The sequence below is a fragment of the Streptomyces sp. STR69 genome (assembly GCF_024519455.1).
Lineage (GTDB): Bacteria > Actinomycetota > Actinomycetes > Streptomycetales > Streptomycetaceae > Streptomyces.
The window spans coordinates 236,131-261,920 of sequence record NZ_JALJRY010000002.1 but is presented as its reverse complement, the minus strand read 5'-3'; the positions used below and the strand labels follow the sequence as shown (position 1 = coordinate 261,920).

Genomic DNA, 25,790 nt, shown 5'->3' with positions numbered 1-25,790 from the left:
AGGCGATTCGCGAACATATCGGGACTATTTATCGGATGAATGACCGCTGCCGTTGAGCTCTTCGGGAGTCAACGTGCCGCCCCACGCCCCCACGCCGTCCCCACCAGGACGAGCACGCCGCCCGCCAGCCCGAACGCGCCGAGCCGTTCCCCGCCGAGCGCGATGCCGGCCGCGGCGGCCCACAGGGGTTCGGTGCCCAGCAGCAGGCTGACCCGGGAAGGGGAGGTCCGGCGTACGGCCCACATCTGGACGAAGAAGGCGAACAGGGTGCAGAACACGGACAGGAACAGCAGCCCGGCCCACTCGCGCGGTCCGAAGTCCGCCGCCGTCGCCCACGGCGTGGGGCCCGCGCCGGCCGACAGCAGCGCGAACACCGCGACGGCGGCGCCGAGTTGGACGGTGGTCAGGGACAGCGCGTCGGCGCCCCGGACCGCCTTGCTGCGGGACATGGCCAGCACGTGCAGGGTGCGGGCCAGGGCCGCGAGCAGCATCAGGAGGTCACCGAGGGAGGGGCGGCTGAAGCCGGCGCCCTGGGTCAGCAGCAGCACGCCGAGCACCGAGAGGCCCGCTGCCCCGAGGAAGGCGCGGGAGGGCCTCGTGCGGGTCACCGCGGCCTCGGCGAGCGGGGTGAAGATCATGGTGAGGCTGATGATGAGGCCCGCGTTCGTCGCCGAGGTGTGGACGACGCCGTAGGTCTCCAGGAGGAAGATCCCGGCGAGGATCAGGCCGAGCAGCCCGGCGCCGCGCCACTGGGCGGCCGTCAGGGCGCGCAGCGAGCGGTGGCCCACGACGGCCAGGACGGGCAGGACGAGGGCGAAGCGCAGGACCAGGACGGCGAGGACCGTGCGGGCGGTGGTGATGTCCTTGGCGGCGAGATAGCTGGCGCCCCAGACCACGGCGACCAGCAGGACGGGCAGGTCGGTCGACCAGGTGCGGTGGGGCGCGGCGGCGCGCGGTACGGCGATCGAGGACATGGGGGCGGCTCTCCCGGTCTCCGGCGAAGGGGTGGAGACATCGGCGGCTGCCACACGGAACGATCACCGTACCGGCGCGGATCCCGGTTGACTAGGCGTTTTCCGGTTCGGCGTACGAGCCGTACGTCGGGCGACCCGCCACGTCGTACGACTGGATCGAGACCCCGGTGCCGGTAATGGTTCCGCCCGTGCGCTTGAAGGCCTTGGGGGCGGTGCCCTCGGGGAACAGGCGCAGGCCGGTGCCGAGTACGACCGGGAAGGTCACCATGTGGATGGTGTCTAGGAGGTCGAGCTCCAGGAGGGACCGGACGAGGGCGCCGCTGCCGTGCACCTGGAGTTCGCCCTCGGTGCGCTCCTTGAGGTCCGTGACCTCCTTGGCGAGGTCGCCGCCGAGGACGGTGGTCCCCGCCCAGGAGGGGTCGGTGAGGGTGGCCGAGGCGACGTACTTCGGCAGGGCGTTCAGCTTGGACGCGATCGGGTCGGCGGGGTCGGTCATGTTCGGCCAGTACGAGGCGAAGATGTCGTACGTACGGCGGCCGAGCAGATAGGCGCCGGAGCGGCCGAAGACCTCGACCACGAACCGGCCGAAGTCGTCGTCGCCGTACACGAAGCTCCAGCCGCCGTGCTCGAAGCCGCCGCGGGTGTCCTCTTCGGGGCCGCCGGGGGCCTGGTAGACGCCGTCGAGGGTGACGAAGATGGTGGAGACGAGCTTGCCCATGTCGGGTGCCTGCTTCCTGGTGCGGGGACTTGGTGTCATCAGCTCAGACCCCGTCCGCCCCCGCAACTCATCGGTCGTCGCTACGACACCTCACCCGGCGTGCGTCGAGAACATGCCGCCGGTCGGGCCCTGCTTGTCGCCGCCCTGGGCCTTCTTCAGGGCGTTGGCGAGGCTCTCGATGGTGAGGGACTGAAGGATGACGCGGCCGTTGCCCTCCAGGGTGGCCAGGGAGAGGCCCTCGCCGCCGAACACGGCGTTCATCAGGCCCTGGCGGTTGAGGCCGCCGATGCGCTGGACGCCGTACTGGACGCCCTCCTCGAAGGCGACGAGGCAGCCGGTGTCGACCTCGATGCGACCGCCGAAGTCGGCCGGGTTCAGGTCGATGAAGTTGCCCGCCCCGGCGATGATCACCGTGCCGTGCCCGGTGAACTTCTCCAGGACGAAGCCCTCGCCGCCGCTCATGCCGGTCCGGCCGCCCTGGAAGGCGATGCCGAACTGGACGCTGGACTCGGCGGCCACGAAGGCGTCCTTCTCCGCGAACCACGCGCGCGTGCCGTCCAGTTCCAGGGCGCGCATCTCTCCGGGGAGCACGCCCGCGAAGCCGACGGTGCCCTCGCCGCCCTGGGAGGTGAAGTACTGGAACGCCAGCGACTCGCCCGCGAGCGCGCGCTGGCCGACCTGCATGGCCGTCCCCATGGCCTGCCGGAGCATGCCGCCCATACCGCCGGAGCCCGCGCCGCCCTGCTGCTGTCCGGCGCCGGGCGGGCCGCTCAGACGGGTCTCCATGGTCACGTTCGTCGTCTTGAAGAGGAACTTCCCGGCCTCGCAGTACACGGTCTGGCCGGGGTTCAGGTTGACGACCGCCATCTGCATGGCGTTGCCGACGATTTCTTGCTGAAGGGTCACGAGGGGAGAACGCCGGAGGCGGCGGAATCAGTTCCGCCCGCGCGAGGTCGGCGTCCGTTCGCCGCCAGCACGCGGGTGCGCCGACCGCTGGGATGGGCCCATGACAACGACTTACGGAACCCTGAACGGCAAGGTCGCCCTGGTCACCGGCGGCAGCCGTGGCATCGGTGCGGCGACGGCGCTGCGGCTGGCGCGGGACGGCGCGGACGTGGCGGTCACGTATGTGGCGGGCAAGGAGGCGGCCGAGGACGTAGTAGGGCGGATCGAAGCGCTGGGACGGCGGGCGGTCGCGTTGCGGGCGGACTCCGCGGATGCCGTCGAGGCGACGGGGGCGGCGGAGCGTGCGGCGGAGGCGTTGGGCGGGCTCGATGTGCTGGTGAACAACGTGGGTGTGGGTGTGCTCGGTCCGTTGGACGGGCTGTCCCTCGCGGACGTGGACCGGGTGCTTGCGGTGAACGTCCGCGGGGTGTTCCTGACCTCGCAGGCGGCTGCCGCGCGGATGTCGTCCGGGGGCCGGATCATCACGATCGGTACCTGCATGACACAGCGGGTGCCGGGGCCCGGCGGGACGCTCTACGCGACCAGCAAGTCGGCGCTGGTCGGCCTGACGAAGGCGCTCGCCCGTGAGCTGGGCGGACGCGGGATCACGGCGAACATCGTGCACCCGGGGCCCACGGACACCGGCATGAACCCCGCGGACGGGCCGTACGCGGCCGACCAGTCGGCCATGACGGCGCTGGGGCGGTTCGGGACGGCGGACGAGGTGGCGTCGATGGTCGCGTACCTGGCGGGGGCGGATGCGGATTACGTCACGGGGGCGGAGTTCGCGATCGACGGCGGGCACGCTGCGTAGGCCTCCGGCGGTTGGCCGGGTACGTGCGGGTGCGCTGTGGCTCGCGTCCCTGGGGGCTGCGCGCCCCCAGACCCCCGCTTCGGCCCTGAAGGGGCCTCGTCCTCAAACGCCGGACAGGCTGGATACGGCCGGCCTGTGCGGGAAGGCGCCGGTCCGGCGTTTGGAAGCTCGCGTCAGCCGCCCAGCTCCTGGTGTCGGGCCGCCAGTGTCGCCGCCCCCTGATCCGTCAGCGAGCCGAACAACCGCAACCGCGAGATCCCGCCGTCGGGATAGATGTCCACGCGCGCGTGCGTCCCGATGGCCGGAGCGGGGAGGACGAAGCGGTGGTTCGTGTCGGGCTGGAGGCGGGTGCGCGGGAGGATCTCGTGCCAGTCTCCGGACTCGCCGTCCCGTACCGACACCGACGCCCAGCCCGCGCTGTTGCCCTTCAGGTACGCCGTGTCGATCTCGACGGCGCGGATCTCGGACTGCGCGGCCAGGCCGTAGCGGATCCAGTCGTTGCCCCGGTCGCGGCGGCGGCGGGTCTCCCAGCCGTCGTCCATCTTGCGGGAGCGGCCGGGCTGGATGGTGTTGGTGGCTGGTGAGTAGAAGAGGTTGGACGCGTCCTCGGCCCGGCCGCCGTTCTCCAGCGCGACCAGGTCGAAAGTTCCCAGCGCCGCCAGCCAGTTGGGGTCGGGGACGACCTCGCCGTAGACCCTCAGTCGCGCGATGCCGCCGTCGGGGTGCTGGTTGACGCGGAGGTGGGTGAAGCGCTGCTCGATCGAGACGGGGAAGCCGTTCGCCGCGTGGCCGCCTACCGGCGTGCGCGGGACCAGGGTCGTCCACTTCACGTCGTCGGAGAGCAGGTCCTCGGGGGACGGGGAGCCCGGCAGCGAGATGCCCTCGACCGACACCGCCTGCGGGTAGTTGCCGCGGAAGTGGGCCGTGTCGACGACGATCCCCCGGATCACGCCGGGCGCGCCGAGCCGGACCAGTGCCCAGTCGTGGTCCTCGGCCGTCGGCCACGGGTGCTCGGCCGAGGCGCCACGTCGGCGGCGGGTCTCCCAGCCGTCCATGATCTTGCCCTTGTGACCGAAGTGCTCGGGGTCGAACTCGGCGGGCCCGGGCACCAGGAGGTTCTCGCGCTGGGCGAAGAACTCGTCGTTGGCGGCGATGACTCCGGCACCGAGCTGCCGGTCGGCGAGGTTGGCGTACTGGGTGAAGGGGAAGTCGGCCGTGCGGTAGTCCGCGTACGGGTCACCGCCTCCGTAGGGGTTCGCGTCGCCGGTGAAGCGAGCCAAAGGAAATGGATGCTGCGCCGTCACTGCTGTGTCTGCCTTTCGGGAGTGGGCCGCTGCGGGTGCGGATGGGGGATCAGGGGGTACGGGTCAGGAGTTGGCCCTTCGGGTCGGTGAACTCGCCGTCCAGCACGATGCGTTCGCCGCGCAGCCAGGTCGACTTCACGACGCCGCTGAGGGTCTTTCCGGCGTACGCCGTGACGCGGTTGCGGTGTTGGAGGGTGGCCGGGTCCACGGTGAACGTCTCGTCGGGTGCGAGGACCGCGAAGTCGGCGTCGCGGCCCGCCTCGATGGCACCCTTCTGGTCAAGTCCCGCCAGCCCAGCCGTCCTTGACGACATCCAGCGGACCACGTCCTCCAGGTCGTGGCCCCGCTTGCGCGCCTCCGTCCACACCGCCGCGAGGCTCAACTGGAGGCCGGAGATGCCGCCCCAGGCCGTGGCGAAGTCGGCGGTCTTCAGGTCGGCGGTCGACGGTGAGTGGTCCGTCACCACGCAGTCGATCGTGCCGTCGGCCAGCGCCTGCCACAGCAGGTCCTGGTTGGCGGACTCGCGGATGGGCGGGCAGCACTTGAACTCGCTTGCGCCGTCCGGGACTTCTTCGGCCGTGAGGGTGAGGTAGTGGGGGCACGTCTCCACCGTGATGCGGACGCCCTCGGCCTTGGCTGCGGCGATCAGCGGCAGCGCGTCGGAGGAGGAGAGGTGCAGGACGTGGACGCGGGCGTCGAGGCGCTTGGCGGCAGCGATCAGACCGGCGATGGCCGTGTCCTCGGCGTCGCGGGGGCGACTGGCGAGGAAGTCGGTGTACTTGGGGCCGCCTTGTTGCGGGGCCGCTTCGAGGTGGTGCGGGTCCTCGGCGTGCACGATGAGCAGGCCGCCGAAACCGGCGATCTCCGCCAGGGAACGGGCCAGTTGGTCCTGGTCGAGGTGCGGGAACTCGTCCACGCCGGACGGGGACAGGAACGCCTTGAAGCCGAAGACGCCGGCGTCGTGCAGCGGGCGCAGGTCCTTGACGTTGTCGGGCAGGGCGCCGCCCCAGAAGCCGACGTCGATGTGGGCCTTGGTCGCGGCGACTTCCTGCTTGGTACGGAGGTTGTCGACCGTCGTCGTCGGCGGAAGAGAGTTGAGCGGCATGTCGATCAGGGTGGTGATGCCACCGGCCGCCGCCGCGCGCGTGGCGGTCCAGAAGCCCTCCCAGTGGGTGCGGCCGGGGTCGTTCACATGCACATGGGTGTCGACCAGGCCGGGCAGCAGGACGTCGTCGCCGAAGTCCTCGAACCGTGCTCCGGACGGGACTTCGGCGTCGTAGGGGAGAACGGCCGTGATCTTCCCGCCGGTTACCGCGACCGCCGCGGCACGTGTTCCCTCGGGAGTGATGACACGTGTGGAGCGCACCACCAGTTCAGCGTCGGACACCCGGACCCCTCTCTACCACCGTCGTCGCTTCCGTTACTTCCGGGAAACGGGATTTACGTCCACGTAACGGAATTCAACGTTCTGTTGAAGGAGTCTTCACTCCCGCTCCCGTACCGTCAAGGGCACACCTCTCCGCGATGTGCCGCAGACGCACACTCTGGATGTTTCCACAAAGCGGAAGTAGACTTCCGGCAAGCAGAACGTAGCTACGCACCGGCGGGGAGTCAACCGGCCCCCGGGTAGGCTTCAGCCCTTCCCGCCCGTGCCGAAAGGAACGCGCCGTGCCGCCGTCCAGCGCCAGCAGCACCGACTCCACCAAGTCCGCCACGGGGGGTGTCCAGTCCCTCGAGCGCGCCTTCGACCTGCTGGAGCGGATGGCCGACGCGGGCGGTGAGGTCGGCCTGAGCGAGCTCTCCGCGAGCAGCGGACTGCCGCTGCCCACCATCCACCGGCTGATGCGCACGCTGGTGGTCTGCGGTTACGTCCGCCAGCAGGCCAACCGGCGGTACGCCCTCGGCCCGCGGCTGATCCGGCTCGGCGAGTCCGCGTCCCGGTTGCTCGGCACCTGGGCCCGCCCTTACCTCGCCCGGCTGGTCGAGGAGACCGGCGAGACGGCGAACATGGCGCTGCTCGACGGCGACGAGATCGTGTACGTGGCACAGGTGCCGTCCAAGCACTCGATGCGGATGTTCACCGAGGTCGGCCGGCGCGTCCTGCCGCACTCCACGGGCGTCGGCAAGGCGCTGCTCGCCAACACCCCGGACCACGAGGTACGCGCGCTGCTCGCCCGTACCGGCATGCCCGCCGCGACCGACAAGACGATCACCACGCCCGAGGGTTTCCTCGCGGCACTGGAGGACGTACGCCGCCTCGGCTACGCGATCGACGACAACGAGCAGGAGATCGGCGTGCGCTGTCTCGCCGTCTCCGTGCCCAACTCCCCAACCGCCGCCGCGATTTCGATCTCGGGTCCGGCGGGACGGGTCACCGAGTCGGCGACCGAGAAGATCGTGCCGATCCTCCAGCAGGTGGCCGGCGAACTGTCGGAGGCACTGGCCAGCCAGAACCCGGCGTGAACGCCGTACAGCGCCGGCCCGGGCGGTACACCGACCGGCACGGCAGCGAGGACGTCGTCTTCGAGTCGGACGGCCGGCAGCTGATCCGCACGACGATCAGAGGCGTCCACTTCGAGAGCTACAGCATGAACGACCTCCGCGCGCTCGACGGGGAGCCGCCGGAGGCCTCGTTCACCATCTCCGACGGGGCGCTGTGCTCCTGCCTGCTGGAGTGGGAGGTGCCGCTGTCCGTCGCGGTCGAGGGGCAGGGCGTACGGGCGACGGTGCTGGACTGCGCGTTGCGGCTCGGCGGCCCGGTCGGACCCCTGCGTGGCCTGGACGTGGAGATACTCACCACCACCCTGCGCCTGGACGGGCGCGAGTACCGCAACAACGAAGGCGGCGACAACTTCGAGGACGCGCTCCACGAGATCCAGCGGCGGCTGCCGGCCGGGGTGCGACTGTGGGCCTGTACCGCGTGCGCCAGGTCCGACTACCTACCGGTGGGACACGGGCTGATGGGCGGACTGGGCTGCTTCCGTGACGCCCGGCCCGGTCCGGACGGCGTCCTCGACGCCTGGAACGAGCACACCGAGTTCGTCCAGGAGACCTGGCTCTGCGAACAGTTCGAGCACCGGGCCACCACCAGGCACACGGGACACCGGGGACCGTTCCCGTCGCACCCTCGGCAGTGAACTAGCCCTGCCCGCCCCGGGGTTGACCGAACAGGTCCACGGCGTTGCGTACGTCCGTCAGACCCCTCGCGAGGGCACTCACCGAGCCGATCGCGCCGGCGATGAGGAGCAACGAGCGGCGCAGGCGCGGGATTTCGGGAACGCCGTCGATGGTCATCGCGGCCAGCGCGGCGAGTTCGTCCTCGGCGATGACCCGGTCCGGGAACTCGGCCGGATGCGCGGCCAGTTCGCGGCGCAACCGGGACACCGCGGTCCGCAGTTCCGCCACCCTCGGATCCTCGTCGCTGCCGGTCAATGACCTCTGCCCCAAGCTCCGCAACACAGCTCTCCCCCCTCGCACGTCTTCGTGCGCAAGAACTTTGTGGTCCCGCCGCGCACCCCGCAACACTGGTCGGGCGCCGAGGGACGCGGGCCAGTAAACGCCACCCGGTGCGAGGCGCGCCACTCCATGGACCGAAATTAAGTAGGAGGATTCCGTCCGGTCGCCGCCGCGTCAGGTATGCAGGAGGCATGACGCGAAACGAAGACCAGGTCGCCGGGCTGCTGCTCGCCGCGGGAGGCGGCCGACGGCTCGGCGGGCGGCCCAAGGCGCTGCTACGACACCGGGGGCGGCCCCTCGCGGAGCACGCGGTCGGGGTCCTGCGCACGGCCGGCCTCACTCGCGTCCATGTGGTCCTGGGGGCGCGCTCCGACGCCGTAAGAGAGCAGGCGGAGCTGACCGGGTGCGTGGTCGTGGAGAACCCGGAGTGGGAACAGGGGATGGGGTCATCACTGCGCGCGGGGCTCGACTCGCTCACCGGTACGGGGGCGCGGGCGGCGCTCGTGTCGCTGGTCGACCAGCCCGGGATCGGTGCGGAGGCGGTGGCGCGGGTACTGGCGGCCTACCGCTCCGAGGACTCGCTCGTCTCGGCCGCCTACGACGGGGTGCGCGGGCATCCGGTGCTGTTCGGGGCCGCGCACTGGGCCGGGATCGCCGAGAGCGCGACCGGGGACCGGGGGGCGCGGGCGTACCTCAAGGCGCACGCGGACGCGGTCGTGCTCGTCGAGTGCGGGGATGCGGCGGAGCCGTACGACATCGACACTGAGGCGGATCTCGTCCACCTTGAGTGAACGGGGTGACACTGAGCGCCACTTTGGCTCGATGCGGAGAATCTCGACGTCAACAAACCATTGAACTTCCACGATGAGGAAACTAGTATCCACTGTTCAGAAGCGCCCGGCGGCCCCTCGGGTGCTCTCCGTCCTACCCGGGTCATCTGGCACCCGGTGCCACGCTCGCTGAAGGAAGTGACAGTTCATGTCCGCACCAGCGCCGTCCTCGCCGGTCGTCGTCGACGCCGAACCGCTGCCCAGGCAGGAGGAGGTCCTCACCGCCGAGGCCCTCGCCTTCGTGGCCGAGCTGCACCGCCGGTTCACGCCCCGCCGGGCCGGACTCCTCGCCCGCAGGGCCGAGCGCCGTGCGGAGATCGCCCGCACCTCCACCCTCGACTTCCTCCCGGAGACCGCCGCGATCCGCTCGGACGACTCCTGGAAGGTGGCCCCCTCCCCCGCCGCGCTGAACGACCGGCGGGTCGAGATCACCGGCCCCACCGACCGCAAGATGACGATCAACGCCCTCAACTCGGGTGCGAAGATCTGGCTCGCGGACTTCGAGGACGCCTCGGCGCCGACGTGGGAGAACGTCGTCACGGGCCAGCTCAACCTGATCGACGCCTACACCCGCGCCATCGACTTCACCGACCCCAACTCCGGTAAGTCGTACGCCTTGAAGGCCGATGACGAGCTGGCGACCGTCGTCATGCGGCCTCGCGGGTGGCACCTCAACGAACGGCACCTGCTGGTGGACGGTGAGCAAGTCCCGGGCGCCTTCGTGGACTTCGGGCTGTACTTCTTCCACAACGCGCAGCGGCTGCTGGACCTGGGCAAGGGCCCGTACTTCTACCTCCCGAAGACCGAGTCGCATCTCGAAGCCCGGCTGTGGAACGACGTGTTCGTCTTCGCGCAGGACTACGTCGGCATCCCGCAGGGCACCGTCCGCGCGACCGTGCTGATCGAGACGATCACGGCCGCGTACGAGATGGAGGAGATCCTCTACGAACTCCGCGACCACGCCTCGGGGTTGAACGCGGGCCGCTGGGACTACCTGTTCTCCATCGTGAAGAACTTCCGTGACGGCGGGCCCAGGTTCGTCCTCCCGGACCGCAACGCGGTCACGATGACGGCCCCGTTCATGCGGGCGTACACCGAACTCCTCGTCCGCACCTGCCACAAGCGCGGGGCGCACGCGATCGGCGGCATGGCGGCGTTCATCCCGTCCCGCCGGGACGAGGCGGTCAACAAGGTCGCCTTCGAGAAGGTCAAGGCGGACAAGGACCGTGAGGCGGGCGACGGTTTCGACGGGTCCTGGGTGGCCCACCCGGACCTGGTGCCGATCGCCCTGGCCTCCTTCGACGCGGTGCTCGGCGAGAAGCCGAACCAGAAGGACCGGCTGCGCGAGGACGTCGACGTCAAGGCCGCCGACCTGATCGCCGTCGACTCACTGCACGCCAAGCCGACCTACCCGGGGCTCGTCAACGCCGTTCAGGTGGGCATCCGTTACATCGAGGCGTGGCTGCGCGGGCTCGGCGCGGTCGCCATCTTCAACCTGATGGAGGACGCGGCCACCGCCGAGATCTCGCGCTCGCAGATCTGGCAGTGGATCAACGCGGACGTCGAGTTCGAGAACGGCGAGCGGGCAACTCCCGAGCTGGCGCGCAAAATCGCCGCCGAGGAGCTGGAGAACATCCGTGCCGAGATCGGTGCGGACGCCTTCGCCGCGGGCCACTGGCAGCAGGCCCACGACCTGCTCCTTGAGGTCGCGCTCGACGCCGACTACGCGGACTTCCTGACGCTGCCGGCGTACGAGCAGCTCAAGGGCTGACCCCTCGACTGCCGCGAGGCGAAGCTCACTTGTCCGAGTGGCCCAGGGACTTTCCCGGGGCCACTCGGTCGCGTACGAGCTGCTTCACGGCCGTGGGCTCCGGGAAGCCCTGCTCGCGGCGGTCCCACACGACCTCGTCGTTGACGCGGACGACGAAGACACCGCCCGTGCCGGGCTTCAGGGACAGTTCCGTCAACTCGGTCTCGAAGGTGGTCAACAGCTCCTGCGCCAGCCAGACGGCGCGCGGCAGCCAACGGCACTGGGTGCAGTACTCGATCTGAACTCGTTGGGTCATGCCCGTCGTCTTCCCCGTCATCCCGATCGTCTTCCCGTTCATCCCAGGTGTACCGACCAATCCTGTTCCGCCGCCGGCTTGCCGTGCAGGTCGGGGACCCGCTTGAGCCAACTCGGGCGGCCCTGCTGTGTCTTCGCCGCGCGCCGGGCCTCTTCGGCGGCGAGTTCCTCCCTGCTGGGGAAGTCGGTGGGCAGCCAGGCCGCGGAGGCCTCCACGCGCGCGTGGAGGTAGTCGACGTACGCCTCCCGGACGGCGTCGGGGGTCGTGAGGCCCGGTTCGCCGGCCAGCCAGGCGTCCGGCACCTCGGCCACGATCCGGCGCAGCAGCTCCTCGGTGACCCGGGGCGCGAGTTCCGCGTCGGCGGCCCGGATGTCCGGCGTGTAGCGGCCGAGGGCGTGGTGGCGGAAGTCGTAGGCCTTCGTGGGGTCGGCGCCGTCCCAGCGGTGGTGGAAGACGAGGGCGGCGCCGTGGTCGATGAGCCACAGGCGCGGGGGTGCGATGCCGAGGGTGGGCCAGATCATCAGGTTCGAACTGTGCACCGTACGGTCGACGTTGACGGTCAGCGCGTCGAGCCAGACGATCTTCCCGGCCTCCAGCGGGTCGACCGTGCAACGCGCGGCGACCTCGGGGGTGAAGTCCCGGGCGCCCGGCAGATAGTCCATGCCGAGATTCAGGCCCGCGCTCGCGCGGTGCAGGTCCCGGACCTCGTGATGCGGTTCCTCGTCGGCGATCTCCGGATCGAAGTGCACGAGCACGAGTTCGGGGAAACGCAGCCCCAGGGCGCGGGCGAGTTCCCCGACCACGACCTCGGCGACGAGTGCCTTGCGACCCTGCGCGGAGCCGGTGAACTTGACGACGTAGGTGCCGAGGTCGTCGGCCTCGACGACTCCGGGGACGGAACCGCCGGAGCGCAGGGGCTCGATGTAGCGGGTCGCGGTGACCTCTCTCAGCACTTCCTCCGACCGCCTCACTCTTCAGCCTTGCAATCCACAGCCGGCCCGGGAGCGCCGAGGAGTGGAACTGCCCGCCATCAGCCCTGGGGAGAATCCGGGGAGGCCTCCGGTATGAAGTGAGAATAGTAACCGAGGGTGATCGCCGACGAGGAACGCCCAGGCCACCGTGCGGCGGGATGATTCCGGCCTTGGCCGACGCGGGCTTCCAGGTGTAGGTGTTCCACGTGTTCACCGCAATGGCGTTGCCGAATCGCGTGGTGAGCAAACGGCAGGGCGAAGTGCAGACTCCCCTTGATCGCCTGGACTTGGCGGCGGACGTGAAGGACACCTCTCGCGTAGTCGCTGTCGGGAACGCGGAGAAAAACCCGTTCCCCCGCCGCGGCCGAAGCCACCGGCATCAACTCACCGGGGTTCGCCCAACAAGGCTCGGATCTCTCCAGGCGTTGCCATCACTCCGGGCGAGCGCCACCCACGGAACGAGAAGGGGCCCGCGTCGCCGCTCAGTCGGCCAGCGGGTTGGGCACCGGCAGATAGCGCGCGTCGGCGCCGTCCGCGCCGGTCCAGCGCAACAGCAGATTGGTCTTGCCGGGCAGGGTGGGCGAGGCGAGGAGCGCGGCGGCCTCGGGAAGGTCGTGGCGGCGGGCCAGTTCGGCGCGGACGGCGGGCCAGGGGTCCAGCTTCGGGTGGCGTTCGGCGAGAACTCCGGCCACCTCGACGAGGTGGTTGACGACCAGGCAGTACACCAGCCGCTCCCACCCGGCGGCCCGGTCCACGTCCGACAGCAGCTTCACGCCCTCCGCGTCCCGGTACAGCGCTTGCACGGGCGTTCCGTCGCCGTCGACGACGACCACCGTGTTCTGCAGATGCGCTTCGAGTACGACGCCGTGGTCCGCGAAGGCGTCCAGCGCGGGCGGTACGACCTGCCGCAGATACGCCTCCCACCAGGCCGCCGGGTCCGCCGTACCGTCGAGCGGGTTGCCGTCGAAGCCCTCCACCAGCGCCGCGGCGAGCAGCGGGGTGGTGCCGGGCAGAACGTGGTCGCACAGGCCGTCGCGGACCAGGACGGCGAGTTCCTCGAAGGCGAAGTCGGCGGTGCGGTAGCCGCGGTCGCTCAGCCAGCCGGCCGGGCCGCCCAGCGCCGTGAACGCGTCCCGGACGGCCGTGTCGGTGCGCCGGAGTTTCAGCAGGTCGTGGCGCCAGAGCCGGCGCACGTCGTTGGTGATCCGCACGTCCAGGCTGAACTTGAGGAACAGGTCGTCGACGGGGCTGTACACCGTGCGGATCGCGGCCGTCGGCCAGGCCTCGGCCGCGGTCGTGCCGAGCCGGACCAGTCGGCCGTCGGCGAAGGCGTGCGTCAGCCCCTTGCCCACGAGGTCGAGCTGCCAGGGGTGGGCGGGCAGCAGCCGGTAGCCGGGCGGGGCCTCGCCGAGCGCGTCCAGGGCCGAGGTGTCGCCCTCCTCGACCACGGCGTCCTCGCGCAGCCCGAGCAGCACCAGCGGGAAGCGGGCGTACGCCTCCGGGGCGTAGGGCAGCCAGCCCGCGACGGGGCCGCCGCCGCGGGCCTTGGGCGCGGGATGGTAGGGATGGCCGGTGATCAAGGACTGTTCGGAGCGGAGATACGGGTCGTCGGGCGCCGTCGCGCCCTCCCGCGCGCCGAGCAGCGCGGCGACCACGTCACGGCTGTCGGTCATCTCGGCGGGCAGTTCGTGGTTGGCCACTCCGGTGTGCCGGCGCAGCTCTTCGGCGACGAGTCCGACGAGTCCGGTGTGGGCGACGCGGTGCCAGTCGCCGTCCGCGTACACCTCGGGCTCGGCGGGCCGCCGCTCGCCGCGCACCCGCAGCAGCCGGCCACTCCCCGGCAGCCGGTACACCCGTCGCTCCCCGGGATCCGGGAGTGGCCGGGCCACCTCCCGGAGCAGACAGTTGAGCAGGGGCGCCGCCGCGTACGCGTCGGCACGCTCCGCCGTGTCGGCGCCCGGAGGTGTGAAGTCGACGCGATGCATTCGTTCCCTAAGTCCGTGTCCTGCGATCGCGATCAGTATGTCTCTCGTCGTCACCGACCCTGACGCCCCGTCCGCACCCGAGGAGTCGACCGTGGACCGTCCCCTGCATCCCGAGGCCGAGGTCGCCGAGGAACTCGCCGCCGTACGGACCGACCTCCCGCAGCGGTACGCGGCCGAGCTGCCCGGCGCCCGTGCGGCGGTGCTCACCCGGCTGTGGCGGGCGCTCGCCCATGAGCCGCTGCCGTGGATCACCGGCCGGGCCCCGGGCCTGGTCCTACGGCTCTCCGACGGCCGGACGCTGCACGGCCCGCCCGCCGATCCGTACGCGACGGCCGCGTACGTCACCGTCGTCCACCTCGACGGCGTGGCCTACGACGATCCGGCGCGACTGATGACCGATCTCACCGTGCCGCACGGAACGGCCTTCGCGGCCGAACTCGCTCACAGCGTGGCCTCGTTGGCGCTGTCCCGGGCCAACCAGCCCGCGCACACGGAGGAGTGGCCGGAGCACGACTGGGAGTGGGAGCAGCGGATCGTGGACGGGCATCCGTTCCACCCCAACTGCCGTTCCCGGCCCGGGTTCTCGGTGGCCGAGCAGCTCGCGTACGGGCCCGAGCACCGGCCGGTGGTGGCGCTGGGATCGGTGCCGGTACGGGCGGAGGAGTGTCTGCTGACCGGCGAGTGGCCGGACGAACTGCGGGACGCGGGGCGGCTGTTGATCCCGGTGCACCCGTGGCAGGCGGCCCATGTGCTCAAGCGCACCGGGGACGCTCCGGTGGACGCGCATCCGCTGATGTCACTGCGCACGCTGGCCCTGGCGGACGGCACTCACGTCAAGACCGCGCTGAGCGCCCGGCTGACGTCCTCGGTGCGGGACATCTCCGTCTACTCGATCGGTCTTTCGGCGGCCCTGTCGGCGTTCGGGGAGACCCTGGCGGCGCGCTCGGACGGCCTGTTGCACGTCACCCGTACCCTCGGCGCGGCGACCGCCGACTCCCCCGATCTGGCCGCCGTGTTGCGGGAGTCGCCGCAGACGTACGCGGCCACGGAGGCGGGCGAGCGGGTGCTGCCGGTGGCCGCCCTCGCGACCACCGACCTGCCCCGATCGCCCGTCTGGCTGGCCGAGTTCACGCGTCTCGCCCTCGTCGTCGGTCTGCGTCTGCTGGAGTCCGGTGTGGCTCTTGAGGCGCACGGTCAGAACCTGCTGGTGGTGCTGTCACGGACGGGTGCCCCGGTCCGCCTGGTCTACCGCGATCTCGCCGACATCCGGGTCAGCCCCAAACGCCTTGCCCGGCACGGGATCCCGGTCCCGGGGCTGAGCGGACGGATCGTCACCGATGACGAAACGACCCTGCGCCGCAAGCTGTTCGGCTCGCTGGTGGCGGGCGCGCTCGCGGGTACGGCCGGTTCCGGTACGGCGCTCAGGGCGGCGCTGGCGACCGTCGTACCGAAGCTGGAGCGGACGCCCGACCTCCTCGCGCTCCTCCGACAGCCGCTGCCGACCAAGGCGTTGACGCTGATGCGGCTGTCGCCCGAGCAGCCCGGGGACCAGTGGACCGCGCTGCCCAACCCGCTCGTTTTGGAGCCCGGTCCATCTGATCAATAGGATCCGGCGATGATCACAAGACAACGGCTGGCGGCGGGGATCTGTGCCCTGCTCGCCACCCTCACGGCCGGGGTCGCCTTCCCGGCCGGAGCGGTCGCCGACGAGACGGACTCCACGGCCTCCCCCAAGGTCGAACTCGTGCTGGACGTCAGCGGTTCCATGAGCGCCAAGGACATGGACGGCGGCTCCCGGATGGCAGCGGCGAAGCAGGCGTTCAACGAGGTACTCGACGCGACACCCGAGGAAGTGCAGCTCGGCATCCGGACATTGGGCGCCAACTACCACGGCAACGACCGCAAGACGGGCTGCAAGGACACCGCGCAGCTCTACCCGGTGGGCACCCTGGACCGCACCGAGGCCAAGACCGCGGTGGCGACGCTCCAGCCCACCGGCTGGACGCCGATCGGGCCCGCGCTGCTGAAGGCGGCGGACGACCTGAACGGCGGTGACGGCACCCGCCGTATCGTCCTGATCAGCGACGGCGAGGACACCTGCCAGCCGCTGGACCCGTGCGAGGTGGCCCGCGAGATCGCGGCCAAGGGCATCGGCCTGACCATCGACACCCTGGGCCTGGTGCCGGACGCCAAGACCCGAGACCAGCTCAGCTGTATCGCGGACGCGACCGGCGGCACGTACACGTCCGTGCAGCACAAGGAGGAACTCTCCGACCGCGTGGGCCAGTTGGTGGACCGCGCGGCCGACCCCGTGGTGACTCCGGTGGCCACCGAGGGCGCCGCCCAGTGCTCCAGCGCCCCGACCCTCAAGTCCGGTCTCTACACGGACCGCGAGGAGTTCGGCAAGCAGCGCTTCTACCGCGTGGACGTCGACCCCGGCCAGGAGCTGCGCGCTTCGGTGAGCGTAGGCGCGGACCGCCAAGTGAACCCGGACTACGGGGTGTTGCTGCGGGCGGTCACCGTGCACGGCCGTGAGATCGTGCGCGGCGAGGGCACGGGCAACGGCCGTACGGACGTCATCTCCACCGGGCTGCGCTACCCGAAGGCCGAGAGCGACGACGACAACGCACCGGCGGAGACCGTGTGTCTCCAGGTCACCAACTCCTTCTCGGCCGCCTCCGGGGTGAAGACCACACCGGGTCTGCCCCTGGAACTGACCGTGGACGTCGTGGACGCGCCCAGCAAGGCGAGCGACGTGGCCTCCTTCGGCCTCGGCCGCGGCTGGTGGCTGCTCGGCGCGCTCGTGCTGACCGGCTTCGTGGCGGGTCTGCTCTGGGGCTGGCTGTCGCGCTGGCGTCTCGCGGTCTGGAGGACCAACTGATGCGGATCACACGTGTGTTGAGCGTCGCACTGCTCATGACCGGACTGGCCGCGGGCCCCGCGACGGCGGACTCCTCGCCCTCCGCGAGCCCCTCCTCCTCCGACGACAGCTCGGCGCCCACCCAGGCCGGCACCTCCTTCCGTACGGCCACGGAACTCGACCAGGGTCAGCAGGCCACCGCGACCGGCTCCGCGGGTGACTACCTGTACTGGTCGTTCGCCGCGGACGCCGGTCAACGCCCCACCGTCAAGGCGACGGTGAAGCTCCCGGACACACACGCGGGCGAGACCTGGCAGCTCGATGTCTACGACGGACTGCGGCGCCGCCAGGCCTGTCAGTACGGGGCCGCGACGCGCACCGCCGCGCAGGGCACCGGCTCTCTGGACCTGGCGTGCACGCTGCGCACGGTCCGTGCCTGGTCGGAGCAGTGGGCCAACGACCCGTTGCCCGGCACGTATTACGTCCGGCTGACGGTCGTGGATCTCCAGTCCTCGGACCTGGGCCAGCCGGTGAGCACCGAACTGCGGGTGGACTCCAAGGACATCGGCGGTTCGGCGGCGGTGGACGGCTCGCTGGCGGAGCCGCTGACACCGGGGATCGCGGTCAAGTCGACGTCGGACGAGGACAGTTCGTCGTCCACGTCGGCCGCGCTGTCGAGCATCGAGCCCGACGGAGGCTGGTCGTCGGGCTGGTGGTCGGACCGCTGGGTGTGGACCGCCGTGGGCGGTGTGCTGGCCGCGCTCGCGGGCATCGGCGGCTATGCGCTGACGCGCGGGTCGGGACGGCCGCGCCGGGTGCCACCGGCGATGTGACGTCTCATCAGAAGGCCCGCCCCTGGCGGGCCTTCTGCCATGTCAGGCCTCCCGCAGGGCCTTGGCGAGCGTTCCGTCGCCGCTCACGTCGACGCGTCCGGCGCGCACCGCGTCGGCAAGGCTCAACTCCCCTTGTGCGACGGCCGTACAGGTGTCGACGCCGAGCACGAGCCGGGCGTCGGGTTCCCGGGGCGCGGGCCCTTCGCCGTAGACCTCGCCCTCCCCCGCCGCCCCTGCCCATACATGGAACTCCCCCTCTTCCAGCCGGACTTCGACCAGCCCCTCGCCCTCCAGCGCTCGCAGCAACGGCAGCGCGAACCAGTGCGCACGCACCGCGTCAGTGGGCCGCCGCTCCCCCAACTCGGGCGCGCCCCAGGCGCCGAGGGCCTGCAGCACGGGCAGCAACTCCCGCCCCCGCCCGGTGAGTTCGTAGACGTAGGCGGCGCCGGGCGGCGGCAGTCGCCGCCGCGTCGTCAGCCCGTCCCGCTCCATGTCCTTCAGCCGTGAGGCGAGTACGTCCGTGCTGACACCCGGCAGATCGGCGTGCAGATCCGTGTAGCGGCGCGGGCCGGCGAGGAGTTCGCGGACGATCAGCAGGGTCCAGCGGTCGCCGACGAGGTCGAGGGCCCGGGCCGCGGAACAGTACTGGTCGTAGCTTCGGCGAGGTGACATGCGACGCAGTCTAGACATGTTGTTGGACTTTCCAAGCTCACACTTGGTAAAACCAAGCAACACACGAAGCCGATGGGGCGAGGGCGCAATGGAGTTCCGGCAGTCGAGCAAACTCAGCGAGGTCTGTTACGAGATCCGCGGACCGGTGATCGAGCACGCCAACGCACTGGAGGAGGCGGGCCACAGCGTCCTGCGCCTGAACACCGGCAACCCCGCGCTCTTCGGCTTCGAGGCGCCCGAGGAGATCATCCAGGACATGATCCGGATGCTCCCCCAGGCCCACGGCTACACGGACTCGCGCGGCATCCTCTCCGCCCGCCGCGCGGTCGCCCAGCGCTACCAGACCCTGGGTCTGGAGGTGGACGTCGACGACGTGTTCCTGGGCAACGGCGTCTCGGAGCTGGTCTCCATGGCCGTACAGGCGCTGCTGGAAGACGGCGACGAAATCCTCATCCCCGCCCCGGACTTCCCGCTCTGGACGGCGGTGACGACTCTCTCCGGCGGCAAGGCGGTCCACTACCTCTGCGACGAACAGGCCGACTGGTACCCCGACCTGGACGACATGGCGGCGAAGATCACCGACCGCACCAAGGCCGTCGTCATCATCAACCCGAACAACCCCACCGGCGCGGTCTACCCCAAGGAGATCGTCGAGGGCGTCCTCGACCTCGCCCGCAGGCACGGCCTGATGGTCTTCGCCGACGAGATCTACGACCAGATCCTCTACGACGACGCCGTGCACCACTCGGCCGCCGCGCTCGCCCCCGACCTGGTCGTCCTCACCTTCTGCGGCCTGTCGAAGACGTACCGGGTGGCCGGCTTCCGCTCGGGCTGGCTGGTGGTGACGGGCCCCAAGCAGCACGCCAAGAACTACCTGGAGGGCCTGACGATGCTGGCCTCCATGCGGCTGTGCCCCAACGCGCCCGCCCAGTACGCCATCCAGGCCGCGCTGGGCGGCCGGCAGTCCATCCGCGACCTGACCGTCCCGGGCGGGCGGCTGCACGAACAACGCAACGTGGTGTGGGAGAAACTCAACGAGATCCCGGGGGTCTCGTGCGTGAAGCCGAAGGGCGCGCTGTACGCGTTCCCCCGGCTCGACCCGAAGGTGCACAAGATCCACGACGACGAGAAGTTCGTCCTGGACCTGCTGCTCCGGGAGAAGATCCAGGTGGTCCAGGGCACCGGCTTCAACTGGCCCACCCCCGACCACTTCCGCATCCTCACGCTGCCGTACGCGGACGACCTCGAAGCGGCGATCGGCCGGATCGGGCGCTTCCTGGGCGGGTATCGGCAGTAGCAGATATCCGCGCATCGCCTTGGGTAGCCCCTCCGCATGGCAGACCGCCCCTTACTGCTCCTCGACGTCGACGGTCCCCTGAACCCGTACGGCGCCCGGTTCCTGCGCCACCGCGGCTACGTCACCCACCGGCTGTGGCCGACGAACTGGTCGGCCCAGCAGCGGCCGGGCTCCCGGCGGCTGCGGCGCGGGCTGCGGGTGCGCCTGCACCCGGGGCACGGCGAGCGAATACTTGCGCTGCCGTACGCGCCCGCCTGGGCCACCACCTGGATGCACCAGGCCAACGAGCTGATCGCGCCGGCGGTCGGGCTCCCCGGCGACCTGCCGGTGATCGAGTTCACCCAACTGTTCACCAAGGACCCGGACGGCCTCTACTGGAAGACCCGGCAGATCGTGGCCTGGGCGGCCGGGCGCCCCTTCGTCTGGGTCGACGACCTGATCACCGACCTGGACGTACGGCATGTCGAGGCGCACCACGACGGGTCGGCGCTCCTCCTCAAGGTGGACCCGCGCAGGGGTCTGCGCGAGACCGATTTCGCGACGCTGGAGCAGTGGGCCCATAGCCTGTGAGGTATGGGTGATCTTTTCCTTGTACGGCATGGAGAGACCGAATGGTCCCGGTCGGGGCGGCACACCGGCTGGACCGATGTCCCGCTGACCGAGAAGGGGCGGGCGGAGGCGCGCGGACTGGTGCCGCTGATCCGTTCGCACCGGGTCGGCGCCGCGTTCGTCAGCCCGTTGCAGCGGGCGCGGGAGACCGCCGAGCTGATCGGTCTGACGGACGTACGGATCGACCCGGATCTGCGCGAGTGGGACTACGGCGGCTACGAGGGGATCACGACCGTCGAGATCCAGCGCACCCGGCCGGACTGGTTCCTGTTCACCGACGGGGTCGCGCCCGGGCCGCCGGATCATCCCGGGGAGAGCCCGGAGCAGGTGGGGCGGCGCGCCGACCGTGTGCTGGCCGAGGTCGACGCGGCACTCGCCAACACCGAGGGCGTGGTGGTGCTGGTGGCGCACGGTCATTTCCTGCGGGTCCTCACCGCTCGGCGGCTCGGACTGCCGCCGTCGGACGGGGCGCTGTTCCAGCTGGCGACCGGGACGCTGTGCCGGCTGGGCACGGAGCACGGGCGGCCGGTCGTCGCTGCCTGGAATGTCAGACCCCCGTCGTAGCCTTCGAATGAGCCGCGGACACCCGTCGACGCGGCGGGGAGGAGCACGCCGTGACACGACCGCCGACCGCCGCGCAGCGGCGTGTCATCGACGCCGCCGATCCCGTCAGCGGGCGGCTGCGGGGTACGGAGGCACAGCTCGCCGCGCTGGTGAAGCGGGGGCTGGCGTTCCGGCATCCGCGTCCGCCGCACGACCACTTCCTGACCCCGGCGGGGCATCGCATACGGGAGTCCGTCCCGGAGGTCGCCGAGCCCGTCGTGGAGGCGCCCGCGACCGCCGGGGTGTTCGCCGCGCGGATCGGCGGCGAGGACGCGGCGGACACCGGTCCGGCCCGCACCCGTGAGGTGCACAGCGCCTGGCAGGGGCTGGTGGAGCTGCGCCGGATGACCAATCGGGACGGCTCCGTGGACCGGCCGTGCGGCTGGGAGCGCACCCATCTGGTGCAGGCCGCGGCGCTCGCCCTGGAGGCGGCCGGGCACCGGCCCTCCGGGCGGGACGACACGGAGGGCTACCGGGTGCGGGCGACCCCGCAGCCCGAGGCCGTCGCCGTGCGCGACCCGGACAGGGCGGCGCTGCGCGCCTGCGCGGAGACGCTGGAGCGGGCGGGCTGGCAGGTGAGCGAGCACAACGAGCCGCGTACGGGGGCGAGTTACCTGCTGGCCTCACCGCGAAGAAACTGAGGGGCATGCCAAGATCGGTGCGGCAGATCGTCCGTCAGTGCGAGAAGGGAACGCAGTGAGCGAGCCGTTTTCCGTCCCGGTGACCGTCCGCGGATACGAGACCGACACCCTGGGACACCTCAATCAGAGCGTGTATCTGCAGTACGCGGAGCATGCCCGCTGGGCGCTGTTGCAGGCCGCGGGGGTGGGTCAGGCCGAGTTGCTCGCCGAGGGGATCGGGCCGGTCGTCCTGGAGACGACGATCCGCTATCTGCGGGAGCTGCGCGCGGGCGACGAGGTCCAGGTGAGCTGTGTCTTCGAGTGGGGCGAGGGCAAGACGTTCCGGATCACGCAGTCGATCACGAAGACCGACGGCACGGTCTCCGCGGAGGTCGCGTCGGTCGGCGGGCTGCTCGACCTCAAGGAACGACGGCTGGTCGCCCGACCGCGGGAGCACTTCAAGCAGTTGACGACCGATCCGGGTCTGTTCGGGCTCTGAGCCGGGGCGCGCTGTCGCCGTCACTCGGGCCCGTGCTCGGTGTCGTAGGCCGCGCGTGACTCGGCGATGTGGACGCGGTTGCGCTCCGCCCAGTCCGTGAGGCGTTGCAGTGTCTCGTGCAACTCCTGGGCCACCGGGGTGAGTTGGTACTCGACCTTGGGTGGCACGGTCGGGAAGACGGTGCGGGTGACGAGTCCGTCGCGCTCCAGGTTGCGCAGCGTCAGGGTCAGCATGCGGCGGCTGATGCCCTCGATGCTGCGCTCCAACTCGGTGAAGCGGATCGGGCCGTGGGCCGCCGCGACCAGGATCTGCACGCTCCATTTGCCGGCCACCCTGTCAAGAACTTCGCGCACCGGGCAGGCGTGCGCGTTCACGACCTGGGCGGTAACACCGGTGTTCCCCTGGGACATCGAAGTGCCTCCTTCTGCCGCCCTCCATGGTTCCCCACGATGGTCCCCGTTACAAGTCGTGCACCTATGGGTGCAACGGAGAACAATGGAGGCCACGAGCCATGTCGACCCTGTCAGAGGCACCGCCGCAAGGGCTGGAACGAACGTACTCCCGCTGGGCGTCCCTCGTCGTCCTGTGCGCGGGGACGCTGATGACGATCCTGGACGGCAACATCGTCACGGTCGCCATGCCGGCGATCCAGCGCGACCTCGGGTTCTCGGGGCCGGGGCTCGCCTGGGTCGTGAACGCCTATCTGATCCCGTTCGGCGGACTGCTGCTCCTCGTCGGCCGGCTGGGTGATCTGGTGGGCCGCAAGCGGATGTTCACGGCGGGGATCGCCGTGTTCACCGCGGCCTCCGTACTGTGCGGGGTCGCGACGAGTCAGGGGATGCTGATCGCGGCCCGGGCGGTGCAGGGCGTCGGCGGGGCGATGGCCTCGGCGGTCGTCCTCGGGATGCTCTTCGCGCTCTTCCCCGAGCCGCGTGAACTGGCCCGCGCGATCGCGGTGTTCAGCGCGGTCGGCGCCGGCGGCGGAGCCCTCGGCACCTTCCTCGGCGGGGCGCTGACCCAGGCCCTGAACTGGCACTGGATCTTCCTGATCAACCTGCCGATCGGGATCGTGGCGTGGTTCGCGGCCGTCCGCGTCCTCGCGCCGGAGCAGGGCGCCGGACTCGGCAGGGGCGCCGACTATCCGGGGGCCGCGCTGGTCACCGGCGCACTGATGCTCACGGTGTACGTCATCGTCGGCACCGGCGACCGCTCCCTCGCCGCCACCCTGCTGCTGGCCGCCCTCGCCCTGGCCCTCTTCGTGGCGTTCACCGTCCGCCAGGCCCGGGCCGCGCGCCCGCTGCTGCGGCTGCGGCTGTTCCGCTCCCGGCTGCTGACCGGGGCGAACGCCGTGCAGATCCTGATGATCGGCACCATGTTCGGCTTCCAGTTCATCGGCGCGCTGTACGTCCAACGTGTCCTGGGCTTCAGCGAGTTGCTCACCGGCACGGCGTTCCTGCCGGCCCCGGTCGCGATCGGGGTACTGATGCTGGGCCTGTCGGCACGGACCATCGGCCGTTTCGGCGCGTACCGGGTGCTGCTGGCCGGGCTGGTCCTGATCGTCGCGGGCATGGGCCTGCTGAGCCGCGCCCCCGCCGACGGCTCGTACGTCGCCGACGTCCTGCCGCCACTGCTCCTGCTGGCCGCCGGGTTCGCCGCCGCGATGCCCGCGCTGACCGGGCTCGCCATGTCGGGGGCGATGGAGGAGGACGCGGGGCTGGCCTCCGGGCTCTTCAACACCACGCAGGTGGTGGGCGGTTCACTGGGGCTCGCGGTGCTGTCGACACTGGCGGCGGGCCGGACCGACGGACTGGTCGCCAGGGGTGCGGAGTTGATCCCGGCGACCGCGGCGGGGTACCAACTGGCGTTCCGGGTCGCGGCGTTGATCGCCGTGGGGGCGCTGGTCCTGGCGGCGGGGGTGCTGCGGGGGCGGCGCGACTGACGCCCCCGCAGCGGCTCGGGTCACCCCTGCCCGAACTCCGCCCCGAACGCCGCCCTGTGGTCCTGGGCCCATTCCCGATAGGTGCGCGGCGGGCGGCCCAGGACCTCCCGCACCTCCTCGGTGACGACCTCGTTGCCGCCGTTCCGGACGAACTCCCTGCTGATCTCGGAGGCGTCGACGAACGTGTCGCTGTAGCCGAGACCGAGCAGATACTCACGCGCCTCGGCCGAGGACAGGTCGCGCACCTCGACGGCGCGCCCCAGGATCTCGGCCAGCACGGCGGCCTGGTCCGGCACCCTCAGCACCTCGGGTCCGGTCAGCGTGTAGGTCCGCCCCGAGTGGCCCGGGTCGAGCAGCGCGGCCACCGCCACCTCGGCCACGTCACGCGGGTCGACGACCCCCTGGCCGCCGGTGCCGCTCGTGTTCGGCAGCGGGGTGCCCGCCCGTACGGAGGCCGCCCAGCCGAGCGTGTTCGAGGCGAAGGCGGAGGGGCGCAGGATCGTCCACTCCAACCCGCTGTCCCGCACCGCCTGTTCACCGGCTACGTGCCAGCCGCCGACCGGTCCGATGGCGGGGTCGCCGGTGCCGATGCCGGAGAGCTTCACGATCCGGCGCACACCCGCTGCCCGCGCGGCCTCGACCAGGCCCCGGTCGTGCTCCGCGTCGTCCGGTCCGAACACGCCCACCAGGAAGGCGACTTCGGCGCCGGTCAGCGCCGCGTCCACGGAGGCCCGGTCGGCGGGACCGCCCCGCACCGGCTCCACCCCCGAGGGAATCCGGGCCTTCTCGGGGTCCCGGGTCAGGGCGCGCACCTTCTCGCCGCGCGCCACGAGCTGTCGTACGACCTCACTGCCGATGGTGCCCGTGGCACCCGTCACTAGGATCATGACCTCTACGGTGGGCGGGCAGGGGCCTTCGGTTCTAGGAGATTCCGGCACGTTCGGGGGCCCGGTGCGGGCCGGTGGCGCGCTTACCGTGGAGGGGTGACGAACGCCGACGTGTCCGAACGGGAGTTGCCCCTGCCGGACGAGCTGCGCCCCTGGGTCTCGCGCATCGCCGACCTGACCGTGAACCGCTTCCCGGTGGAGCCGTTCGTCCACCTCCCGGACGCGGCGACGAAGTTGGTGGTCCGCGTGGAGGAGAACGGCCGCCGCAGCGTCCTCGTCGTCGGACCGCGGGTCCGGGCCACCTACCACGCGGCCAAACACCTCGTGTCCTGCGCGGAGTTGCGGCTGACGCCGGGCACGACCCGGCCGTTGCTGGGCGTTCCGGCCATCGATCTCGTCGGCCGGGCCATGCCCCTGGGCGAGCTGCCCGGCCGGGCCGCCCGCCAACTGGCAGCGGAGCTGCACGGGTTGGAGCCCGAGGCGGCGGTCGCGCGACTCACGGAGATCGTCCCCGCACGCCTTTCCGCCGTCGCGGACTCCGCGCGCGCCGAACTCGTCCGGGCCGGTGTCGACGCGATGTCGATCCGCACCGGCCACCTCCCCGGCCCGGTACCTGCCGTCGCCCGCGAACTCGCGGTCAGCGAACGGCAGTTGCGCAATCTCTTCACCGAGGGGGTCGGTCTCTCCCCCAAGCACTACGCCCGTATCAACCGGGTGCGCGCGGTGGTGGCCCACGCCACCGAAGTCTCCTGGGCCGAACTCGCCGCGGTCACCGGCTACTACGACCAGTCCCACATGACGTCCGACTTCCGGGCCCTGATGGGTGTCCCGCCCCGGTCGTACTTCACGGGCCGACTCCCCGAGGCCATGCCCTGCCGGGCGGTCCTGGGCGGCTGAATCCGGGTGCG

At 71.1% G+C, this 25,790-nt stretch carries 27 protein-coding genes; 15 read left to right on the top strand and 12 right to left on the bottom strand.

Features of this window, described 5'->3' with window-relative positions; translation table 11 throughout:
• Positions 1-68: 68 nt before the first annotated feature.
• The 3 genes from OC490_RS04920 to OC490_RS04910 all read right to left on the bottom strand — a co-directional run bounded on the left by OC490_RS04920 (position 69) and on the right by OC490_RS04910 (position 2,598).
• The gene (locus OC490_RS04920; RefSeq protein ID WP_262056538.1) at positions 69-974 is read right to left on the bottom strand and encodes a DMT family transporter; all 906 of its coding nucleotides are present in this window, start codon (positions 972-974) and stop codon (positions 69-71) included.
• 91 nt (positions 975-1,065) lie between these two features.
• A complete protein-coding gene (locus OC490_RS04915) occupies positions 1,066-1,692 on the bottom strand; it encodes a dihydrofolate reductase family protein (protein WP_262056780.1) in 627 nt (208 codons plus the stop codon).
• A gap of 90 nt (positions 1,693-1,782) precedes the next feature.
• Positions 1,783-2,598 (bottom strand): AIM24 family protein, encoded by an 816-nt coding sequence (locus OC490_RS04910; RefSeq protein ID WP_262056537.1) that lies wholly within the window; start codon positions 2,596-2,598, stop codon positions 1,783-1,785.
• A 100-nt stretch (positions 2,599-2,698) separates the two neighbouring features.
• Here OC490_RS04910 and OC490_RS04905 point away from each other — a divergent pair, with 100 nt between their 5' ends.
• Positions 2,699-3,451 carry an SDR family oxidoreductase gene (locus OC490_RS04905; protein WP_262056536.1) on the top strand — a complete coding sequence of 251 codons (753 nt, stop codon included), beginning with the start codon at positions 2,699-2,701 and terminating at the stop codon, positions 3,449-3,451.
• 173 nt (positions 3,452-3,624) lie between these two features.
• On the opposite strand, the gene alc is transcribed toward OC490_RS04905, so the two are convergent.
• Together alc and allB are read right to left on the bottom strand one after the other, a co-directional pair.
• Positions 3,625-4,755, bottom strand: coding sequence for an allantoicase (alc, locus tag OC490_RS04900; protein WP_262056535.1), 1,131 nt, complete (start codon positions 4,753-4,755; stop codon positions 3,625-3,627).
• Positions 4,756-4,804: 49 nt separating this feature from the next.
• Positions 4,805-6,142, bottom strand: coding sequence for an allantoinase AllB (gene allB / locus OC490_RS04895; RefSeq protein WP_262056534.1), 1,338 nt, complete (start codon positions 6,140-6,142; stop codon positions 4,805-4,807).
• 281 nt (positions 6,143-6,423) lie between these two features.
• Here allB and OC490_RS04890 point away from each other — a divergent pair, with 281 nt between their 5' ends.
• Entirely contained in the window at positions 6,424-7,218 is a 795-nt protein-coding gene (locus tag OC490_RS04890) for an IclR family transcriptional regulator (protein WP_262056533.1), read from the top strand.
• Positions 7,215-7,892, top strand: coding sequence for a DUF6304 family protein (locus OC490_RS04885; RefSeq protein WP_262056532.1), 678 nt, complete (start codon positions 7,215-7,217; stop codon positions 7,890-7,892). Before OC490_RS04890 ends, OC490_RS04885 begins: the two co-directional genes overlap by 4 nt.
• Before the next feature lies 1 nt (position 7,893).
• Here OC490_RS04885 and OC490_RS04880 read toward each other — a convergent pair whose 3' ends face one another.
• Positions 7,894-8,214 carry a DUF5955 family protein gene (locus OC490_RS04880; protein WP_262056531.1) on the bottom strand — a complete coding sequence of 107 codons (321 nt, stop codon included), beginning with the start codon at positions 8,212-8,214 and terminating at the stop codon, positions 7,894-7,896.
• Between the two features lie 188 nt (positions 8,215-8,402).
• Here OC490_RS04880 and OC490_RS04875 point away from each other — a divergent pair, with 188 nt between their 5' ends.
• Both OC490_RS04875 and aceB read left to right on the top strand, forming a co-directional pair.
• Positions 8,403-9,002 carry an NTP transferase domain-containing protein gene (locus OC490_RS04875; RefSeq protein ID WP_262056530.1) on the top strand — a complete coding sequence of 200 codons (600 nt, stop codon included), beginning with the start codon at positions 8,403-8,405 and terminating at the stop codon, positions 9,000-9,002.
• Positions 9,003-9,189: 187 nt separating this feature from the next.
• Entirely contained in the window at positions 9,190-10,812 is a 1,623-nt protein-coding gene (gene aceB, locus OC490_RS04870) for a malate synthase A (RefSeq protein WP_262056529.1), read from the top strand.
• A gap of 25 nt (positions 10,813-10,837) precedes the next feature.
• Here the strand turns inward: aceB and OC490_RS04865 are convergent, their stop codons facing one another.
• The 3 genes from OC490_RS04865 to OC490_RS04855 form a co-directional block, all read right to left on the bottom strand.
• A complete protein-coding gene (locus tag OC490_RS04865) occupies positions 10,838-11,107 on the bottom strand; it encodes a SelT/SelW/SelH family protein (protein ID WP_262056528.1) in 270 nt (89 codons plus the stop codon).
• A gap of 38 nt (positions 11,108-11,145) precedes the next feature.
• On the bottom strand, positions 11,146-12,060 hold the full coding sequence (locus OC490_RS04860) for a HipA family kinase (protein ID WP_262056527.1): 915 nt from the start codon (positions 12,058-12,060) through the stop codon (positions 11,146-11,148).
• A gap of 500 nt (positions 12,061-12,560) precedes the next feature.
• A complete protein-coding gene (locus OC490_RS04855) occupies positions 12,561-14,063 on the bottom strand; it encodes an IucA/IucC family protein (RefSeq protein ID WP_262056526.1) in 1,503 nt (500 codons plus the stop codon).
• Between the two features lie 37 nt (positions 14,064-14,100).
• On the opposite strand from OC490_RS04855, the gene OC490_RS04850 reads away from it, so the two are divergent.
• Genes OC490_RS04850 through OC490_RS04840 form a run of 3 tightly spaced genes read left to right on the top strand, consistent with a single transcriptional unit; the run spans position 14,101 to position 17,756 of the window.
• Positions 14,101-15,669, top strand: a complete 1,569-nt coding sequence (locus OC490_RS04850) for an IucA/IucC family protein (protein WP_262056525.1) — start codon at positions 14,101-14,103, stop codon at positions 15,667-15,669.
• A 9-nt stretch (positions 15,670-15,678) separates the two neighbouring features.
• On the top strand, positions 15,679-16,944 hold the full coding sequence (locus OC490_RS04845) for a VWA domain-containing protein (RefSeq protein WP_262056524.1): 1,266 nt from the start codon (positions 15,679-15,681) through the stop codon (positions 16,942-16,944).
• The gene (locus OC490_RS04840; RefSeq protein ID WP_262056523.1) at positions 16,944-17,756 is read left to right on the top strand and encodes a hypothetical protein; all 813 of its coding nucleotides are present in this window, start codon (positions 16,944-16,946) and stop codon (positions 17,754-17,756) included. Before OC490_RS04845 ends, OC490_RS04840 begins: the two co-directional genes overlap by 1 nt.
• Before the next feature lie 42 nt (positions 17,757-17,798).
• On the opposite strand, the gene OC490_RS04835 is transcribed toward OC490_RS04840, so the two are convergent.
• Positions 17,799-18,428 (bottom strand): winged helix-turn-helix transcriptional regulator, encoded by a 630-nt coding sequence (locus tag OC490_RS04835; RefSeq protein ID WP_262056522.1) that lies wholly within the window; start codon positions 18,426-18,428, stop codon positions 17,799-17,801.
• An 88-nt stretch (positions 18,429-18,516) separates the two neighbouring features.
• Between OC490_RS04835 and OC490_RS04830 the strand changes: the two genes are divergently transcribed.
• From OC490_RS04830 to OC490_RS04810, 5 genes are read left to right on the top strand one after another with little or no spacing between them, the layout of a single operon-like run.
• Positions 18,517-19,725, top strand: a complete 1,209-nt coding sequence (locus tag OC490_RS04830; protein ID WP_262056521.1) for a pyridoxal phosphate-dependent aminotransferase — start codon at positions 18,517-18,519, stop codon at positions 19,723-19,725.
• A gap of 36 nt (positions 19,726-19,761) precedes the next feature.
• On the top strand, positions 19,762-20,295 hold the full coding sequence (locus tag OC490_RS04825; protein ID WP_262056520.1) for an HAD domain-containing protein: 534 nt from the start codon (positions 19,762-19,764) through the stop codon (positions 20,293-20,295).
• A 3-nt stretch (positions 20,296-20,298) separates the two neighbouring features.
• Positions 20,299-20,898, top strand: a complete 600-nt coding sequence (locus OC490_RS04820; RefSeq protein WP_262056519.1) for a histidine phosphatase family protein — start codon at positions 20,299-20,301, stop codon at positions 20,896-20,898.
• A 50-nt stretch (positions 20,899-20,948) separates the two neighbouring features.
• Complete coding sequence (locus OC490_RS04815) at positions 20,949-21,578, top strand: hypothetical protein (protein ID WP_262056518.1); 630 nt, start codon at positions 20,949-20,951, stop codon at positions 21,576-21,578.
• Between the two features lie 55 nt (positions 21,579-21,633).
• On the top strand, positions 21,634-22,056 hold the full coding sequence (locus tag OC490_RS04810; RefSeq protein WP_262056517.1) for an acyl-CoA thioesterase: 423 nt from the start codon (positions 21,634-21,636) through the stop codon (positions 22,054-22,056).
• Between the two features lie 20 nt (positions 22,057-22,076).
• Here the strand turns inward: OC490_RS04810 and OC490_RS04805 are convergent, their stop codons facing one another.
• The gene (locus OC490_RS04805; RefSeq protein WP_262056516.1) at positions 22,077-22,466 is read right to left on the bottom strand and encodes a winged helix-turn-helix transcriptional regulator; all 390 of its coding nucleotides are present in this window, start codon (positions 22,464-22,466) and stop codon (positions 22,077-22,079) included.
• A 191-nt stretch (positions 22,467-22,657) separates the two neighbouring features.
• On the opposite strand from OC490_RS04805, the gene OC490_RS04800 reads away from it, so the two are divergent.
• Positions 22,658-23,995: an MFS transporter gene (locus tag OC490_RS04800; RefSeq protein WP_410098573.1), complete on the top strand. Its 1,338-nt coding sequence runs from the start codon at positions 22,658-22,660 to the stop codon at positions 23,993-23,995.
• A gap of 20 nt (positions 23,996-24,015) precedes the next feature.
• Here OC490_RS04800 and OC490_RS04795 read toward each other — a convergent pair whose 3' ends face one another.
• Positions 24,016-24,882: an NAD(P)H-binding protein gene (locus OC490_RS04795; protein ID WP_262056514.1), complete on the bottom strand. Its 867-nt coding sequence runs from the start codon at positions 24,880-24,882 to the stop codon at positions 24,016-24,018.
• Between the two features lie 96 nt (positions 24,883-24,978).
• Between OC490_RS04795 and OC490_RS04790 the strand changes: the two genes are divergently transcribed.
• Entirely contained in the window at positions 24,979-25,779 is an 801-nt protein-coding gene (locus tag OC490_RS04790) for an AraC family transcriptional regulator (protein WP_262056513.1), read from the top strand.
• The last annotated feature ends 11 nt before the right edge of the window (positions 25,780-25,790 follow it).